This is a genomic window from Sulfitobacter sp. NFXS29 (assembly GCF_040148765.1).
Lineage (GTDB): Bacteria > Pseudomonadota > Alphaproteobacteria > Rhodobacterales > Rhodobacteraceae > Sulfitobacter.
The window spans coordinates 56,608-71,227 of record NZ_JAGDED010000010.1 but is presented as its reverse complement, the minus strand read 5'-3'; the positions used below and the strand labels follow the sequence as shown (position 1 = coordinate 71,227).

General features: G+C 60.4%; 15 protein-coding genes. 9 read left to right on the top strand and 6 right to left on the bottom strand.

Annotation, left to right across the window (positions count from 1 at the left end):
• Window positions 1-118 precede the first annotated feature (118 nt).
• Window positions 119-529, top strand: a complete 411-nt coding sequence (locus J3456_RS15315; RefSeq protein ID WP_349580985.1) for a SufE family protein — start codon at window positions 119-121, stop codon at window positions 527-529.
• Between the two features lie 3 nt (window positions 530-532).
• Here the strand turns inward: J3456_RS15315 and J3456_RS15310 are convergent, their stop codons facing one another.
• Together J3456_RS15310 and J3456_RS15305 are read right to left on the bottom strand one after the other, a co-directional pair.
• Window positions 533-1,177, bottom strand: coding sequence for a DUF1638 domain-containing protein (locus J3456_RS15310; RefSeq protein WP_349580984.1), 645 nt, complete (start codon window positions 1,175-1,177; stop codon window positions 533-535).
• 50 nt (window positions 1,178-1,227) lie between these two features.
• On the bottom strand, window positions 1,228-1,926 hold the full coding sequence (locus J3456_RS15305; RefSeq protein ID WP_259944197.1) for a cobalamin B12-binding domain-containing protein: 699 nt from the start codon (window positions 1,924-1,926) through the stop codon (window positions 1,228-1,230).
• A 201-nt stretch (window positions 1,927-2,127) separates the two neighbouring features.
• On the opposite strand from J3456_RS15305, the gene J3456_RS15300 reads away from it, so the two are divergent.
• Complete coding sequence (locus J3456_RS15300) at window positions 2,128-3,204, top strand: PA0069 family radical SAM protein (RefSeq protein ID WP_349580983.1); 1,077 nt, start codon at window positions 2,128-2,130, stop codon at window positions 3,202-3,204.
• A 3-nt stretch (window positions 3,205-3,207) separates the two neighbouring features.
• Here the strand turns inward: J3456_RS15300 and bmt are convergent, their stop codons facing one another.
• Together bmt and J3456_RS15290 are read right to left on the bottom strand one after the other, a co-directional pair.
• Window positions 3,208-4,221, bottom strand: coding sequence for a betaine--homocysteine S-methyltransferase (gene bmt / locus J3456_RS15295; protein ID WP_132443426.1), 1,014 nt, complete (start codon window positions 4,219-4,221; stop codon window positions 3,208-3,210).
• 132 nt (window positions 4,222-4,353) lie between these two features.
• Entirely contained in the window at window positions 4,354-4,671 is a 318-nt protein-coding gene (locus tag J3456_RS15290; RefSeq protein WP_259944203.1) for a DUF1476 domain-containing protein, read from the bottom strand.
• A 167-nt stretch (window positions 4,672-4,838) separates the two neighbouring features.
• Between J3456_RS15290 and purC the strand changes: the two genes are divergently transcribed.
• The 5 genes from purC to J3456_RS15265 all read left to right on the top strand — a co-directional run bounded on the left by purC (window position 4,839) and on the right by J3456_RS15265 (window position 9,683).
• Entirely contained in the window at window positions 4,839-5,600 is a 762-nt protein-coding gene (purC, locus tag J3456_RS15285) for a phosphoribosylaminoimidazolesuccinocarboxamide synthase (RefSeq protein ID WP_067629081.1), read from the top strand.
• 48 nt (window positions 5,601-5,648) lie between these two features.
• Window positions 5,649-5,879, top strand: coding sequence for a phosphoribosylformylglycinamidine synthase subunit PurS (purS, locus tag J3456_RS15280; protein ID WP_007119709.1), 231 nt, complete (start codon window positions 5,649-5,651; stop codon window positions 5,877-5,879).
• Window positions 5,879-6,547, top strand: a complete 669-nt coding sequence (gene purQ, locus J3456_RS15275; RefSeq protein WP_349580982.1) for a phosphoribosylformylglycinamidine synthase subunit PurQ — start codon at window positions 5,879-5,881, stop codon at window positions 6,545-6,547. Before purS ends, purQ begins: the two co-directional genes overlap by 1 nt.
• 69 nt (window positions 6,548-6,616) lie before the next feature.
• Window positions 6,617-8,344 (top strand): sensor histidine kinase, encoded by a 1,728-nt coding sequence (locus tag J3456_RS15270; RefSeq protein WP_201721952.1) that lies wholly within the window; start codon window positions 6,617-6,619, stop codon window positions 8,342-8,344.
• A 4-nt stretch (window positions 8,345-8,348) separates the two neighbouring features.
• Window positions 8,349-9,683, top strand: coding sequence for a sigma-54-dependent transcriptional regulator (locus J3456_RS15265; RefSeq protein WP_067624654.1), 1,335 nt, complete (start codon window positions 8,349-8,351; stop codon window positions 9,681-9,683).
• Between the two features lie 23 nt (window positions 9,684-9,706).
• Here J3456_RS15265 and J3456_RS15260 read toward each other — a convergent pair whose 3' ends face one another.
• Window positions 9,707-9,997 carry a hypothetical protein gene (locus J3456_RS15260; RefSeq protein WP_349580980.1) on the bottom strand — a complete coding sequence of 97 codons (291 nt, stop codon included), beginning with the start codon at window positions 9,995-9,997 and terminating at the stop codon, window positions 9,707-9,709.
• A 547-nt stretch (window positions 9,998-10,544) separates the two neighbouring features.
• Here J3456_RS15260 and J3456_RS15255 point away from each other — a divergent pair.
• Window positions 10,545-13,427 carry an Rne/Rng family ribonuclease gene (locus tag J3456_RS15255; RefSeq protein WP_349580979.1) on the top strand — a complete coding sequence of 961 codons (2,883 nt, stop codon included), beginning with the start codon at window positions 10,545-10,547 and terminating at the stop codon, window positions 13,425-13,427.
• Between the two features lie 91 nt (window positions 13,428-13,518).
• On the opposite strand, the gene J3456_RS15250 is transcribed toward J3456_RS15255, so the two are convergent.
• Window positions 13,519-13,746 carry a sulfurtransferase TusA family protein gene (locus J3456_RS15250; RefSeq protein ID WP_349580978.1) on the bottom strand — a complete coding sequence of 76 codons (228 nt, stop codon included), beginning with the start codon at window positions 13,744-13,746 and terminating at the stop codon, window positions 13,519-13,521.
• Between the two features lie 91 nt (window positions 13,747-13,837).
• Between J3456_RS15250 and J3456_RS15245 the strand changes: the two genes are divergently transcribed.
• Window positions 13,838-14,590 (top strand): cytochrome c biogenesis CcdA family protein, encoded by a 753-nt coding sequence (locus J3456_RS15245; RefSeq protein WP_349580976.1) that lies wholly within the window; start codon window positions 13,838-13,840, stop codon window positions 14,588-14,590.
• Window positions 14,591-14,620 lie beyond the last annotated feature (30 nt).

Below are 14,620 nucleotides of genomic sequence, written 5' to 3'. Positions count from 1 at the left end.
GCCGTTAAGTTAACTTGTCTTGTGCTACCGCATCACGCCAGCCATGGGAAGGGGGTGGACCTTTGCGCATCGGCATCCTACCTGTCAGGCAGTGAAATTCACCAAAGAGAGTGCACCAATGGCCACGCCCGCCTTTGAAGAACTGGTCGAAGATTTCGAGTTTTTGGAAGACTGGGAAGACCGCTATCGCCATGTGATCGACCTTGGCAAAGCGATGGACCCGCTGGCTGAGCCGCTGCGCGTACCCGCGACCAAGGTCGACGGCTGCGCATCTCAGGTCTGGCTCCATGCACAGTTTGACGGCGGCAAGCTGCATTTCGACGGGGCAAGCGACGCGATGATCGTCTCGGGGCTGATCGCGGTTTTGCGCAAGCTTTACAACGGCTTGACGCCTGCCGAAGTGGGCGCTGTCGATGCCAAGGCGGAACTGGCGCGGCTGGGATTGAATGACCACCTCTCGGCGCAACGCTCAAACGGGCTGCGCGCGATGATCGAGCGCGTCCGCGAGACGGCCGCTCAGGAAGCCTGACGGTTAAAGGTCGCGCAAAGCGGTCTGCAGATCCCCGTAGCCCGTGAAGCGCCGCTCGAACGCAAGGCCGAGCCGCGCGGCGCAGCCTTGCGCCTTTTCGGTCAGCGCCGGGTCGTCCGTCTGCGCCTGATAGACCAGTTTTTCGTAATTGCCGAAATACATGTCGCGCAGCTCTGGGTGCCGGTCGAGGCCCATAGGCTTGATGATGAAAGACTCAAACTGCCGCACCAGAAAATCGGTGAGGTAGAAGGTGGTGATCTCATCCTCCGAGGTTTTGGCGAAACTCTCGTTGCCCTGAAAAAAACTGTAGCAATGTGGCCCTGCGACCATCTGCACGCCCATCTCTTCGCAGGCCCGTTCCAGCCCGCCGCCCGTCCCGCAATCGGCGTAGACGACAAAGAAATCGTCATAGTCCGCGCGGTGTTTGGCGACCGTGTCGCGCACCGCTTGGGTGATCTTTTCCGGGTAGAGGTGATATTTCGCGGGCAGGCAGGTGAGATCCAAATGGGTCCAGCCGTTCGCGGCCTTCAGATCCAGTATCTCACGGGCCAGCGCGCCACAGGCGATCAGCAGAATGCGGCCCGCGCGGGTGGGCGCGAGCCCCTCTTGGGTGAGGGTCCGATCATCTGGAAGGTTGCTGTCGCTCATGGCGTCACCATCGCATGTCACCGACACCAACGCAAAGCAGGGATGGCAGCTCAGGCGTTGGCGGAGTTGTGTTTCCGGCCCATCCAGTCTTTGGCCGTTTCCACCGCCACGGCAGCATCGCGGCAATAGGCGTCAGCCCCGATGGCCTTGCCGAACTCTTCGTTCAGAGGCGCACCACCGACCAGCACGATATAGTCATCGCGCTTACCCTGTTCGATCAACGTGTCGATCACGACTTTCATATAGGGCATTGTCGTGGTCAGCAGAGCGGACATGCCGAGGATGTCGGCCTGTTCGGCCTCAAGCGCTTCGAGGTAGGCTTCGACCGCATTGTTGATCCCAAGGTCTACAACCTCGAAACCCGCGCCTTCCATCATCATGCCGACGAGGTTTTTGCCGATGTCGTGAATATCGCCTTTGACGGTGCCGATCACCATCTTGCCCACACGCGGCGCGCCGGTTTCAGCGAGCAGCGGCTTGAGGATCGCCATGCCGCCCTTCATCGCATTGGCAGCCAGCAGCACTTCGGGCACAAAGAGGATACCGTCGCGGAAATCCGCGCCCACGATGGTCATGCCGCCGACAAGCGCTTTGGTCAGAACCTCATAGGGTTCCCAACCGCGGTCGAGCAGGATTTGCACCCCTTCTTCGATCTCTTCCTTGAGACCGTCATAGAGGTCATCGAACATCTGCTGGACCAGTTCTTCGTCGTCCAACTCGGCCAGGATGATATCGTCTTCTTCTGACATGGTGTTTCCTTCTGCTGGGCGTGCAGGTGCATGACACTTGGGCCCTTGTCTCACGGAATGTTAGCGCCGGGGTCGCGGTTTGCGACATCGGCCGCGCCATGCGCGACGCCTTGGGGGCAAACTACTGCTTTTTGCGGTGTAAGGACAAGGGTTTGCGCAAGTTTACTTGCTGATGTTCGCGCAATGTTCTAACCTTCTTTCATGGATAGGGAAGACCAGCGATTCCGCGTGCTTGGCCGCGCGGCAGGCAGCAATGATGCAGGCCGGTTTGAGCGTCACGCCCGCGTGGCCGAAGATGACGGTTGGGCGCGGGAAGAGGTGCTTCCGGTGCTGCGAACCAGCACAAGCATCGAAGTGCCGCGCAAGGTTATCACCTACAACCGCTCGCCGGATCTGCCTTTTGATCGGTCGATCAACCCGTATCGCGGCTGCGAGCATGGCTGCGTCTATTGTTTTGCGCGGCCCAGCCATGCTTATCTTGGCTTGTCGCCGGGGCTGGATTTTGAGACGCAGTTGATCGCCCGCCCCGAAGCGCCGCAGGTGCTGGCGCGGGAGTTGCGCGCGAACCGCTATGAGGTCGCGCCCATCGCCATCGGCACCAATACCGACCCGTATCAGCCAATTGAAAAGACCCACGGCATCATGCGTGAATGCCTTAAGGTGCTGTCAGAGTTCAATCACCCGGTGGCGATTGTCACCAAAGGCAGCCTGATCGAACGTGACATTGACATTCTGAGCGATATGGCCAAGCGGGGTCTTGCAGCGGTGGGAATTTCGGTGACCACGCTTGACGCCCAGCTCAGCCGGTTGATGGAGCCGCGCGCGCCAGCCCCGCAGCGACGGTTGCAGGTGATCCGGAAGCTGTCAGAGGCTGGGGTGCCGGTACGGATCATGGCCTCGCCAATGGTCCCGGCACTTACTGACCCGGAGCTAGAGGCGATCCTGACCGCTGGTCGCGATGCCGGGGCGCGCCATGCCAGCTGGATCATGCTGCGCCTGCCGCGCGAGGTTTCGCCGCTGGTGCAAGAGTGGCTCGCCACCCATTACCCCGACCGTGCTGAGCGGATCATGGCGCGGCTGCGCGATATGCATGGTGGGAAGGAATACGATGCAGGATGGCACAAGAGAATGCGGGGCGAGGGGCCCTATGCGGAGATGGTAGCGCAGCGTTTTGATCTGGCGGTCAAACGTTTGGGGCTGACCCGCGCGGGCGTGCCGCTGCGCTGCGATCTGTTTCGACCGCCCTCCGAAAAGGGCGATCAATTGAGCTTGTTCTGAAGCTTAGCTCCGGCGGCGGCCACGGCGCGGCGCGCGCACTGGACCTTGACCATCGGTGCCATCGCTTTCGGACGAGAAATCACCGATCTCTTCGCGGATCTGCTCAAGCGTCGGGGCCGGGCCTTTTTCCGTGCTGTCGAGCGCTTCGCGCATCGCGACCAGATGCTCGGGCAGAGTGCCGCAGCAACCGCCGATGACGCTGGCCCCGGCGTCGCGTGCCATGGTGGCATAGCGCGCCATCAACTCGGGCGTGCCGTCATAGTGAATATGACCTTCGACGTATTTCGGAATGCCCGCGTTGCCCTTGGAAATAATTGGTAGCGTGCCATTCTTGGCTGCAAAGCCCAATACGGTGCGCAGCAGGTCCGATGCGCCCGTGCCGCAGTTGGCACCGTATGCCAGTGGTGTGTTGTCCAGCCCGTGGACCATATCGACCATCCCTTCGGAGGTCAGGCCCATCATCGTGCGGCCCGCGGTGTCGAAGCTCATCGTGCCGCACCATGGCAGGCCCGCCAGCGCAAAGCCTTCGGCGGCGGCGCGGTATTCTTCGGGGGCGCTGATCGTTTCCAGCCAACCAATGTCGGCACCGCCTGCCTTGAGGCCATCAGCGGTCTCGTGGAACATCTCAACGGCGAGGGAGTGGGTCAGGGTCCCGACCGGCTCCATGATCTCACCCGTGGGGCCGACAGAGCCTGCGACGATGACTTTGCGCTCGGCTGTATCGGCCACTTCGCGTGCCAGTTCGGCAGAGACGCGGCTCAACTCATGCACCCGCTTTTCGGCGCCGTGTAGCTTGAGCCGCGAGGCGTTAGCCCCGAAAGAGTTGGTCAGAAACAGATCACTGCCCGAATCCACCGCGAAACGGTAAAGCTTGATGATCTTTTTCGGTTCATCGGTGTTCCACATCTCAGGCGCGTCGCCTGACATCAGCCCCATGTTGAACAGATTGGTGCCTGTGGCCCCATCCGCGAGCAATGTGCCCTTTTCAGCCAAAAGATCGGTGAATGCGTTGCTCATGGGGGCTCCTGTAGGGTCTGGGAATTTCGCCTGATGTCATGATGGGTTCATGGGGGCAATCTCATAATATTCATCTTCATTATGAGGGCAGGCGGGTAGGGGCACCCCGGCGCGTGGCCGGGGTGGAACGGGTTAGCTGGTCTCGCTCAGGAGTTGCGCTTTGGCTTCGGCCATCAGCGCCTGCATCTTGGCGCGGATCGTTGCCTCGTCGGCGCGGTCGCCCAGATCGCCCGAGACTTTGCGGTAAACATCCTCGTCGCCCGCTTCTTCGAAATCGGATTTCACCACCTCTTTGGCGTAGTCATCAGCGTCGCTGCCCGATTTGCCTAAAAGTTCAGCAGCCCAGAGGCCCAGAAGTTTGTTGCGGCGCGCTTCGGCGCGGAATTGCATATCCGCATCATGGGCGAACTTGCTTTCAAAGGCATTTGCACGGTCGTCGAACTTGCTCATAGCGGGTCTCCGATTGCTGGTGTTACTCTAACCATATGCGGTCGCCTCCTCGTTCTCACAAGTGGCGCGTCAAAGGTGACGGGCCATGCTTGCAGCAGCGGGGTGGTTGCACTAAGAGAAGCGCAAGCGGCAGGGATGTTCCCGGCCCCCTGTTGGAAAGGATGCCCATGGCCCGGCGCAACAAGATCTACGAAGGCAAGGCAAAGATCCTCTATGAAGGTCCTGAGCCCGGCACCATCGTGCAATATTTCAAAGACGATGCCACCGCCTTTAACGCCGAGAAGAAAGCCACGATTGAGGGCAAAGGCGTGCTGAACAACCGTTTGTCCGAGTTCTTTATGACCGGGCTGAACAACATCGGCGTGCCGACGCATTTCATCAAACGCCTGAACATGCGCGAACAACTCGTGCGGCAGGTTGAGATCATTCCGCTCGAAGTGATCGTGCGCAACTATGCGGCGGGCTCCATGTCCAAGCGTCTTGGCATCGAAGAGGGCACGCAACTGCCGCGCCCGATTGTCGAGTATTGCTACAAGGACGACGCGCTTGGTGATCCACTGGTCACCGAAGAGCATATCGCCGCCTTTGGCTGGGCAACCCAGCAAGACATGGACGATATCCTGAGCCTCGCGCTGCGGGTCAACGACTTCATGTCGGGTGTGATGATGGCCGTCGGCATCAAGCTGGTGGACTTCAAGATTGAGATTGGCCGCGTTTATGATGGTGACTTCCAGCGCCTGATCGTCGCCGATGAGATCAGCCCCGACAGCTGCCGCCTGTGGGACATCGAAACGGGCCAAAAGCTCGACAAAGATGTGTTCCGCCGGGATTTGGGCTCGCTCACCGATGCCTATACCGAAGTGGCCAAACGTCTCGGCGTCATGCCCAAGAACAATGCGCCGGTCTCCAAGCCGACGCTGATCAACTAACGCGGCTTCGCCGTTCAATTTGCAGATGTTACAAAGGGGTGTCGCGCCATGAAAGCACGGGTGCATGTGATGCTGAAGAACGGGGTTCTCGACCCTCAGGGCGAAGCTGTCCGCCACGCGCTCGGAGCCTTGGGCTTTGACGGGGTGAATGGTGTGCGTCAGGGCAAGGTGATCGAGCTTGACCTTGCCGAGGGCACGTCTGAGGCCGAAGTGACCGCCATGTGCGAAAAGCTCTTGGCCAATACGGTGATCGAATCCTATTCGGTGGAGCTGGCCTGATGCACGCAGCGGTAGTTGTCTTTCCCGGGTCCAATTGCGACCGCGACCTTGCCGTGGCTTTCAAAGCCGCGGGCGCCAAGGTTTCCATGGTCTGGCACAAGGACAGCGAACTGCCGCAAGGCGTTGATATGGTGGGCATTCCCGGCGGGTTCTCCTATGGGGATTACCTGCGCTGCGGGGCCATCGCCGCGAATTCGCCGATCTGCCGCTCTGTGGCGGCTCATGCGCAGCGCGGCGGCTATGTGCTGGGCATTTGCAACGGATTTCAGGTGCTGACCGAAACCGGCCTGCTGCCCGGCGCACTGCTGCGCAATGCGGGGCTGAAGTACATCTGCAAGACCGTGGGTCTTAAGGTTGAGACCACGGCGAGCGATTACACCAATGGCTACGACGCCGGTCAGGTGATCAACATTCCGATCGCGCACCATGACGGCAATTACTTCGCCGATGATGAGACCATCGCGAAACTGCGCGGCGAAGATCGTGTCGCTTTCAGCTATGCCGAGAACCCGAATGGCGCGCGTGATGATATTGCGGGCATTCTATCGGAAAACCGGCGCGTGTTGGGCATGATGCCGCACCCTGAGCGGGCAGCCGAAGTGGCACATGGCAATACGGACGGGGCGGCGCTCTTCCGCGCATTGACCGGTGCTTTGCAAACCGCCTGACTTGAGTGCGGCCTGCGTAGCAGGTAGATTGCCGCGATGAGTGATGCATCCGGTTCCGAAGGCAATAGCATGGCCGTATCCTGGCGGGTGCGGTTTGCGATTGCGTCGCTGATGATCTTGGCAGTAGTGACGATTTCGATCACCAACAAGCTGCTGACCGACCGGTTTACCGAAAGCACCCGCAATCGGGCAGAGTTGCGGATCGCGCTCTACAGCGGCAACCTGCTCGCAGAGTTGCGGCAAAACGCCATCGTACCGCAGCTTCTGGCACGGGATCCCACATTGATCGGTGCGCTGCAGTCGGCGGATTATTCGCTGTCGACGCAGCGGCTTATCTCTTTCGTTGAGGAAATCGGCGCGGCATCCTTGATGCTTTACGACATCGACGGGCGCACGGTGGCGGCGACGGACCGGAATCGCCTCGGCTCCGCCCATAAATCCGAGCCCTATTTCGTTGATGCCATCCGCTCTAACGCGACGATCTTTTCGACCATTGAGCGTGAGCAGGGCGGCTATCGCTTTCTCTATTCGCGGCGCATGCAGTCTGGTGGGACCACACTTGGGGTGATCGCCGTTGAGGTTGATCTGCAAAAGTTTGAACGGGCTTGGGCCGGGATCTCGGACGCGGTCATCGTGATGGACAGCACGGGCGAGATTATCCTCGCCACCGAGTCCCGTTGGCGCGGGCTGACAGAGCCCGAAGCGCTGGCCAACCACACGCCCCAAAGCGCCATTGAACGCGCCATCCAAGCCACCACCGATTGGACCGCGCTGCCGCCCGACGCCTATTTACAGGGCGAGGCGGTGATGCGGTTGGAAAACCGGATACCGTTCCGCGGCTGGCGGATGAGCAGCTACACGACCTATGCCTCGGTCCGCGAAAAGGTGAACGGCGTGCTGGCGTTAGAGGTCATGGGCTTTGCGATCCTGCTGGCGCTGGCCTTCTATTTCCTGAGCCGCCGCACGGCGGGACGGCTGGCGATCTTTCAACGGGAATCGGCGAAACTCAGGGCGCTGAACCTTGCCCTCCAACGTGAGATTGCCGAGCGCAAGCGGGTGCAACAGACCCTCGCCGTGGCCGAGCAAACCCTTGAGCAATCATCGAAACTTGCCGCATTGGGCGAAATGTCTGCTGCCGTCAGCCATGAGTTGAACCAACCGCTTGCCGCGATGAAGACCTATCTGGCGGGCGCGCGGCTTTTGCTGAACCGCAACCGGCAGGATGAGGCGCTCTCGTCCTTTGGGCGCATCGACGACCTGATCGAACGAATGGGCGCGATCACGCGGCAGCTTAAATCCTATGCCCGCAAGGGGCAGGAGGCTTTCTCTCCGGTTGATATGGGCGCGGCGCTGGCGTCTTCCCTATCGATGATGGAGCCGCAATTGCGCCAGCGACAGGTTCAGATCAGCCGTATCCTGCCCGATAATCCCGTCATGGTGATGGGAGACCGTATGCGGATCGAACAAGTTATGGTAAACCTGTTAAGAAACGCATTGGACGCAACAAAATCGGAACGAAACCCTCAGGTGGACATTATACTATCAGCGGGGGAGACGGCGACATTAACCGTGCGCGACAATGGCCCGGGGATTGAGGACTTGGACGCGCTGTTCGAACCTTTCTACACGACCAAACAGCCCGGCGATGGTGTTGGGCTGGGTCTTGCCATTTCATCGGGGATCGTCAACGACCTTGGGGGACGGCTTATGGCGCGCAACGGACAGAACGGTGGCGCTGTATTTGAGATGCAACTGCCTATATTGGCAGATGAAACGAAGATTGAAGCGGCGGAGTGAACGCATGGCTCAGGCAATGAAAATCGCGATTGTAGACGACGAACAGGACATGCGGCAGTCGATCAGCCAGTGGCTGGCCCTTTCGGGGTATGACACGGAAACCTTCGGCAGCGCCGAAGACGCGCTAAAGACTTTGGGGCCAGATTATCCGGGCATCGTCATTTCCGACATCAAAATGCCGGGCATGGACGGGATGCAATTCCTGAAAAAGCTGATGGGCAGCGACTCGGCTTTGCCGGTCATCATGATCACCGGTCATGGTGACGTGCCGATGGCGGTTGAGGCGATGCGCGTCGGCGCTTTCGACTTTCTTGAAAAACCATTCAACCCCGACCGGATGAGCGAACTGGCCAAGAAGGCCACCAATGCGCGGCGTCTGGTCATGGACAACCGCGCCCTGCGGCGCGAGCTGTCGGACGGCGGCCAGTTGATGAAAAAGCTGATCGGCCAGTCCCCCGTGATGGAACGCTTGCGCGAAGATATCCTCGATCTGGGGCAGGCCGATGGCCATGTGCTGATCGACGGAGAAACCGGGACCGGCAAGACCCTCGTGGCCCATGCGCTGCACGCGGTTGGCAGCCGCGCGGGGAAGAAATTTGTCCTCGTCTCCTGTGGTGCTCTGGAGGAAGACGCGCTCGCCAAGCGGTTGTTCGGCCCGATGCAGCCCGAAGATGCGCAACTGCCCGCCATCGAAGAGGCGCGCGGCGGGACACTGGTGTTGGAAGACATTGAGGCATTGTCCGAAAGCCTTCAGGCCCGCTTGTTGAGTGCCATCAATGAGCAAGGCACTCCGGCGGAGACACGCATCGTTGCGATCTCGAACCTGCAAGAGGCGGGCCGCACTTCGGAAGACGCGCTGCGCTCGGATCTCTTTTATCGCTTGGCAGCGCTCCGGATCACGGTGCCGCCGCTGCGCCAGCGTGGTGAGGATATTCTGACGCTCTTCACCCGGCTGAGCGATCAATTCGCGGATGAATACGGCTGCGAGGCGCCTCAGGTCAGTGCACAAGAGGCGGCACAGTTGTTGCAGGCGCCATGGCCCGGCAACGTGCGCCAACTCATTAACGTAGCCGAACGCGCCGTGCTGCAATCGCGCCGCGGCTCGGGCACCATCGCCTCCCTCTTGATGAGCGACCATGACGAGATGCAGCCGGTGATGACCACCGAAGGCAAACCGCTCAAGGAATATGTCGAGGCATTCGAGCGCATGTTGATCGACAACACCATGCGCCGCCACAAGGGCTCTATCGCCAGCGTGATGGACGAGCTTTGCCTGCCACGCCGGACGCTGAACGAGAAAATGGCGAAATACGGGTTGCAGCGGTCAGATTACCTCTGACCACCTCCCTTTAGCTGCGCGGCTTAACCGCTGCGCTGCTCCGCAATCTCGACCGCTCTGCCATTCGGATCGGTGATGCAGGACCAACTCGCGCCGCCGGGTACGTCAACGATATGGCGGTAAAGCTCCACCACAGGGCGTGTTGTATTGACGGCGACACCCGTAGCGCCGGTTTGCTGGGTCACCGCAGTCACACAGCTTTTCTGCCCGCGCAGTTCGGCCAGCGCCGCCGGATCATCGGCCACGGCGATCTCATCACAGGCGGCGAGGCCCAGAAGGGTCAGACAAAGCGTGGGGCGCAGGAATATTTGCATGAAGCGGTCCTTTGAAACTCTGGGCCGCGGGGGCGGCAAAGCAATTCTATGGTGCCGCCCAGCGATCCTTGTGACGACAGTCTGAATGTTTCCAAGCCCATGCGCCTTGTCAACCGATCCGAGATAAACCGCATTTGACTGTTGCTCATTCGATTGACCATTGTGTTTCACCCCTTAAAGCCCTTAACTAGCCGGATAAGTCCTGTAACGCCCGACTGGCGTATGGTGACTTTTGACAGTTTCGCTGCCGTGCCAGCCCGACACCGGGGGGCCAGCAGACCGATTGGGCCGGAAACGGCCGAAGAACCGCTGACATTCGCGAGGGTTAGCCCGACCGAAGCACAGCTAATTAATGGATGGGAGAGGCGCAAAGGCCCTCGCATCGGAGAAGAACCGCGATGACGCGCGCAGATGCTCAGAGCAGACAGATGGGGGCCATTCGTGGCCCTGCTGTTGCCGCGTCCTCCATCGCCCTGACAAGTCACACCTCCCAGCCCGATGCCCCGCCAGGGGCCTTCCGTGCGCGGGTGCTGTGCATAATGGATCTATGTCTAAGAAAATGCTTATCGATGCCACCCACGCCGAGGAAACTCGCGTTGTGGTCGTGGACGGAAACAAGGTCGAAGAATTCGATTTTGAATCAGAAAACAAACGCCAGCTTGCCGGCAATATCTATCTAGCCAAGGTTACACGGGTCGAACCGTCGCTTCAGGCTGCTTTTGTTGACTATGGCGGCAACCGTCATGGCTTCCTCGCTTTCTCGGAAATCCACCCCGATTATTACCAGATTCCCGTGGCCGACCGTCAGGCGCTGCTGGAAGAAGAGCGCGCCTATGCCGAAGCGCAGGCCGCCAAGGACGACGAAGACGAAAAGCCCAAGCGGACCCGCTCGCGGTCGCGCAGCCGGTCGAAAAGCCAAGCGGCTGAGACCAACAGCGATGATGCCGTGGCCACTGCAGAGGTCGCCGACGACAACAGCGATCAAATCGCGGGCATGGAAACCGTTGATCTCGACAGCGAAGAGGGCAGCTCGCCCATGGAGCGGGTCGCGGAAACGCCGGTTGAAGAGCCTGAGAACGGCGAAGCCGAAACCGAAGCTGCCAAGGCAGATGAAACGGCTGCGGCTACGTCCGATGACGCTGACGCCAGCGACGCCCAGGCCGACGATGCCGATAACGAAGACGACAAAGGCAGCGATGCCACGGCGAAAGACGATTCCATCGAATCCGTCGCCGACGAAGATGACAGCGAAGACATCCGCCCCGTGCGCAAACCGCGCCCGCGCCGCTACAAGATTCAAGAAGTCATCAAGGTCCGCCAGATCCTGCTGGTGCAGGTCGTCAAAGAAGAGCGCGGCAACAAGGGCGCGGCGCTGACCACCTACCTCAGCCTCGCGGGTCGCTACTGCGTGCTGATGCCCAACACCGCCCGTGGTGGCGGCATCTCGCGTAAGATCACCAATGCGGCTGACCGTAAGAAACTAAAAGAAATTGCGACCGAGATCGAAGTGCCCAAGGGTGCTGGTCTGATTGTCCGGACTGCTGGCGCGAAACGCACCAAAGCCGAGATCAAGCGCGATTACGAATACCTCCAGCGCCTCTGGGAGCAGATCCGCGAGCTGACGCTGAAGTCGATCGCGCCCGCCAAGATCTACGAAGAAGGCGACCTGATCAAACGCTCGATCCGCGACCTGTATAACCGCGAAATTGACGAGATCCACGTAGAGGGCGAGCGCGGCTACCGCATCGCCAAGGACTTCATGAAAATGATCATGCCGTCCCACGCCAAGAACGTGAAGCTTTACAACGAAAGCCTGCCGCTTTTCGCCCGCTATCAGGTGGAAAGTTACCTCTCGGGCATGTTCAACCCCACGGTGCAACTGCCCTCGGGCGGCTATATCGTGATCGGCGTGACCGAGGCGCTGGTGGCGATTGACGTGAACTCTGGTCGGGCCACCAAGGAAGGCTCGATCGAGCAGACCGCGACCAAGACCAACCTTGAGGCTGCCGCCGAAGTGGCGCGTCAGCTGCGTCTGCGTGACCTTGCCGGGCTGATCGTCATCGACTTCATCGACATGGATGAGCGCAAGAACAACGCCGCCGTCGAAAAGATGATGAAAGACAAGCTCAAGACCGACCGCGCGCGCATCCAAGTGGGCCGCATCTCGGGCTTTGGCCTGATGGAAATGTCGCGCCAGCGTCTGCGTCCGGGCATGATCGAGGCGACGACCCAGCCATGCCACGCCTGCCACGGCACCGGTCTGGTGCGCTCTGACGACAACCTTGCCCTGTCGATTATCCGACAGATCGAAGAGGAGGGCACCCGCCGCCGTTCGCGCGAAGTGCTGGTGCGCGCGCCCGTGGGCATCGCTAACTTCCTGATGAACCAAAAGCGTGAGCATATCGCCAATATCGAGATGCGTTACGGCATGTCGGTGCGGATTGAAGGCGACCCAACTTTGGTCAGCCCCGATTTCCACATCGAAAAGTTCAAGACCGCCACCCGTACCGTGCCGCCCGTCTCGGATCACGTCGTTTCGGTCGATACATCGCTGATGGATCAGATCGACGAAGATGAGAGCGCCGCAGAGGCCGAAGTGGAAGAGGCACCCGCCGCACAGGAGCCCCCCCAATCCGAGAACGGAAACGGGAATGGCAACGGCAATGGTGAAGAGGGCGAGGGCAAATCCAAACGCCGCCGTCGTCGTCGTCGCAGCCGGGGTGGCCGTGGCCGCAATGGCAATGGCGAGCAGCAGAATGGTGCAGACGATCAGAACGGTGGTCAGCAGCAGGAAGAGGCGAAGCCGGACGAAGGCGACAAAGCCCAACCGGTAGAAGCGGAGGCAGCGCAGGCCGACACCTACGCCGCGCCCGCCGCCGAGGAAAAGCCTAAGCCTAAAAGCCGCAGCCGGTCGCGCAAGCCCAAAGCCGAACTGGCCCCCGAAGCGGAACCCGCGCCCGCGGCGCTTGCCGCCGCAGAAGGCGAAACGCCACAGGTTACCGCCGAGGCCGAAGGTGAAGAGACGCCCAAGCCCAAGGCCAAGCGCAGCCGCCGGACCAAGAAACCCGTGGCGGAAGCGGCAGAAGAGACGGTGACAACAGATGCCGTGACGACCGAGGAAGAGGCCGCACCCGCGCCGAAACCCAAGCGCCGCAGCCGGGCCAAAGCCAAGCCGGTTGAGCCGGTTGCCGAAGCCACACCCGACGCACTGCCGACCGAAGCGCCGATCGCGGCCCCGTCGCCGGAAACGGCCACACCTGTCGCGGAAGCACCGCAACCTGAGCCGCAGCCCGAACCCACGGCCCAGCCGGTGGAAGCCGAAGCGCCTGCTGCCGAAACGGCTCCTGAGCCGGTGGCCGAAAAGGTGGAAGAGCAACCCGCCGAAAAGCCCAAGCCCAAACGGCGCGGCTGGTGGTCACTGGGCAGCTAAGCCACTTTAGACAAAAGGAAACGGCGGGCTTTAGGCCCGCCGTTTTTGTTTCGGCTGTAGGGTCAAAACCTGCGTTCCGAGCAACTTCGGCTCAGCCACCCTTGGTGATAATATAAAGCTCTGCCGCGCCCTCGGTCCGGGTTTCGGTCAGCACATGACCGGCTTCCACGCAGAAATGCGGCACGTCGATCACAGCGGCCGGATCATCGGCTGTCATATGAAGCTGATCGCCCGGCGCGAGGGCCGCCAGTCGTTTGCGTGCCTTCAGCACGGGCAGGGGGCACAGAAGCCCCGTGGCATCCAGTTTTTCGATCTTCATAAGATCAGTTAATCCAAGCCAATCCCGAGGTCCACGATCTTGTGACAATATGACAGGTGACGCCGGGGCGTTGTCGGTCTAGGAGTTGGTCATGTTTGATATAAGCCTCATCGACGCTGGAATCCTGCCGGCCATGATCATCGCTCTGGTTGCCGGGATTTTCAGTTTCCTCTCGCCCTGCGTGCTGCCCATCGTGCCACCCTATCTGGCCTATATGGGGGGCGTGTCGATCAATGACATGTCCAGCCAATCCAGCGCACGGCGACGGACGGTCGTGGCGGCGTTGTTCTTTGTGCTGGGGCTGAGCACTGTGTTCATCCTACTGGGCTTCACCGCCTCGGCCTTTGGGATGTTTTTTTTACAGAATCAGGCGCTTCTCGCTAAAATTTCGGGCGTAGTGATTATTGTCTTCGGCCTGCATTTCATCGGGCTCTTTCGCATTCCGTTTCTCGATCAAGAGGCGCGGATGGACGCGGGCGACAAGGGCGGGTCGAGTTTCGGCGCTTATGTCTTGGGGCTGGCCTTTGCCTTTGGCTGGACCCCCTGCATCGGGCCACAGCTGGGCGCGATCTTGTCACTGGCGGCAAGCGAGGCTTCCGTCTCCCGCGGGACGCTTTTGCTGGGCGTCTATGCGGCGGGGCTTGGCATTCCCTTCCTGCTGGCCGCGATGTTCATCACCCGCGCGATGACGCTGATGAACCGGATCAAACCGCATATGAAGCTGATCGAGCGGATCATGGGGGGCCTGCTGGTGATTGTTGGTCTGGCGCTGCTGACCGGCGCATTCACCGCCTTTTCCTTCTGGCTGCTTGAGACCTTCCCGATCCTCGCAACCGTGGGTTAAGCCTTAATCTTGCCCCGAATTGCGGCTAGA

Coding starts and splice junctions, on each gene's coding strand:
- J3456_RS15255 (WP_349580979.1), top strand. CDS start 10,545: ATGTCTAAGAAAATGCTTATCGATGCCACCCACGCCGAGGAAACTCGC.
- purQ (WP_349580982.1), top strand. CDS start 5,879: ATGCACGCAGCGGTAGTTGTCTTTCCCGGGTCCAATTGCGACCGCGAC.
- bmt (WP_132443426.1), bottom strand. CDS start 4,221: ATGAGCAACGCATTCACCGATCTTTTGGCTGAAAAGGGCACATTGCTC.
- J3456_RS15245 (WP_349580976.1), top strand. CDS start 13,838: ATGTTTGATATAAGCCTCATCGACGCTGGAATCCTGCCGGCCATGATC.
- purS (WP_007119709.1), top strand. CDS start 5,649: ATGAAAGCACGGGTGCATGTGATGCTGAAGAACGGGGTTCTCGACCCT.
- J3456_RS15270 (WP_201721952.1), top strand. CDS start 6,617: ATGGCCGTATCCTGGCGGGTGCGGTTTGCGATTGCGTCGCTGATGATC.
- J3456_RS15310 (WP_349580984.1), bottom strand. CDS start 1,177: ATGAGCGACAGCAACCTTCCAGATGATCGGACCCTCACCCAAGAGGGG.
- J3456_RS15260 (WP_349580980.1), bottom strand. CDS start 9,997: ATGCAAATATTCCTGCGCCCCACGCTTTGTCTGACCCTTCTGGGCCTC.
- J3456_RS15315 (WP_349580985.1), top strand. CDS start 119: ATGGCCACGCCCGCCTTTGAAGAACTGGTCGAAGATTTCGAGTTTTTG.
- J3456_RS15305 (WP_259944197.1), bottom strand. CDS start 1,926: ATGTCAGAAGAAGACGATATCATCCTGGCCGAGTTGGACGACGAAGAA.
- J3456_RS15250 (WP_349580978.1), bottom strand. CDS start 13,746: ATGAAGATCGAAAAACTGGATGCCACGGGGCTTCTGTGCCCCCTGCCC.
- purC (WP_067629081.1), top strand. CDS start 4,839: ATGGCCCGGCGCAACAAGATCTACGAAGGCAAGGCAAAGATCCTCTAT.
- J3456_RS15290 (WP_259944203.1), bottom strand. CDS start 4,671: ATGAGCAAGTTCGACGACCGTGCAAATGCCTTTGAAAGCAAGTTCGCC.
- J3456_RS15265 (WP_067624654.1), top strand. CDS start 8,349: ATGGCTCAGGCAATGAAAATCGCGATTGTAGACGACGAACAGGACATG.
- J3456_RS15300 (WP_349580983.1), top strand. CDS start 2,128: ATGGATAGGGAAGACCAGCGATTCCGCGTGCTTGGCCGCGCGGCAGGC.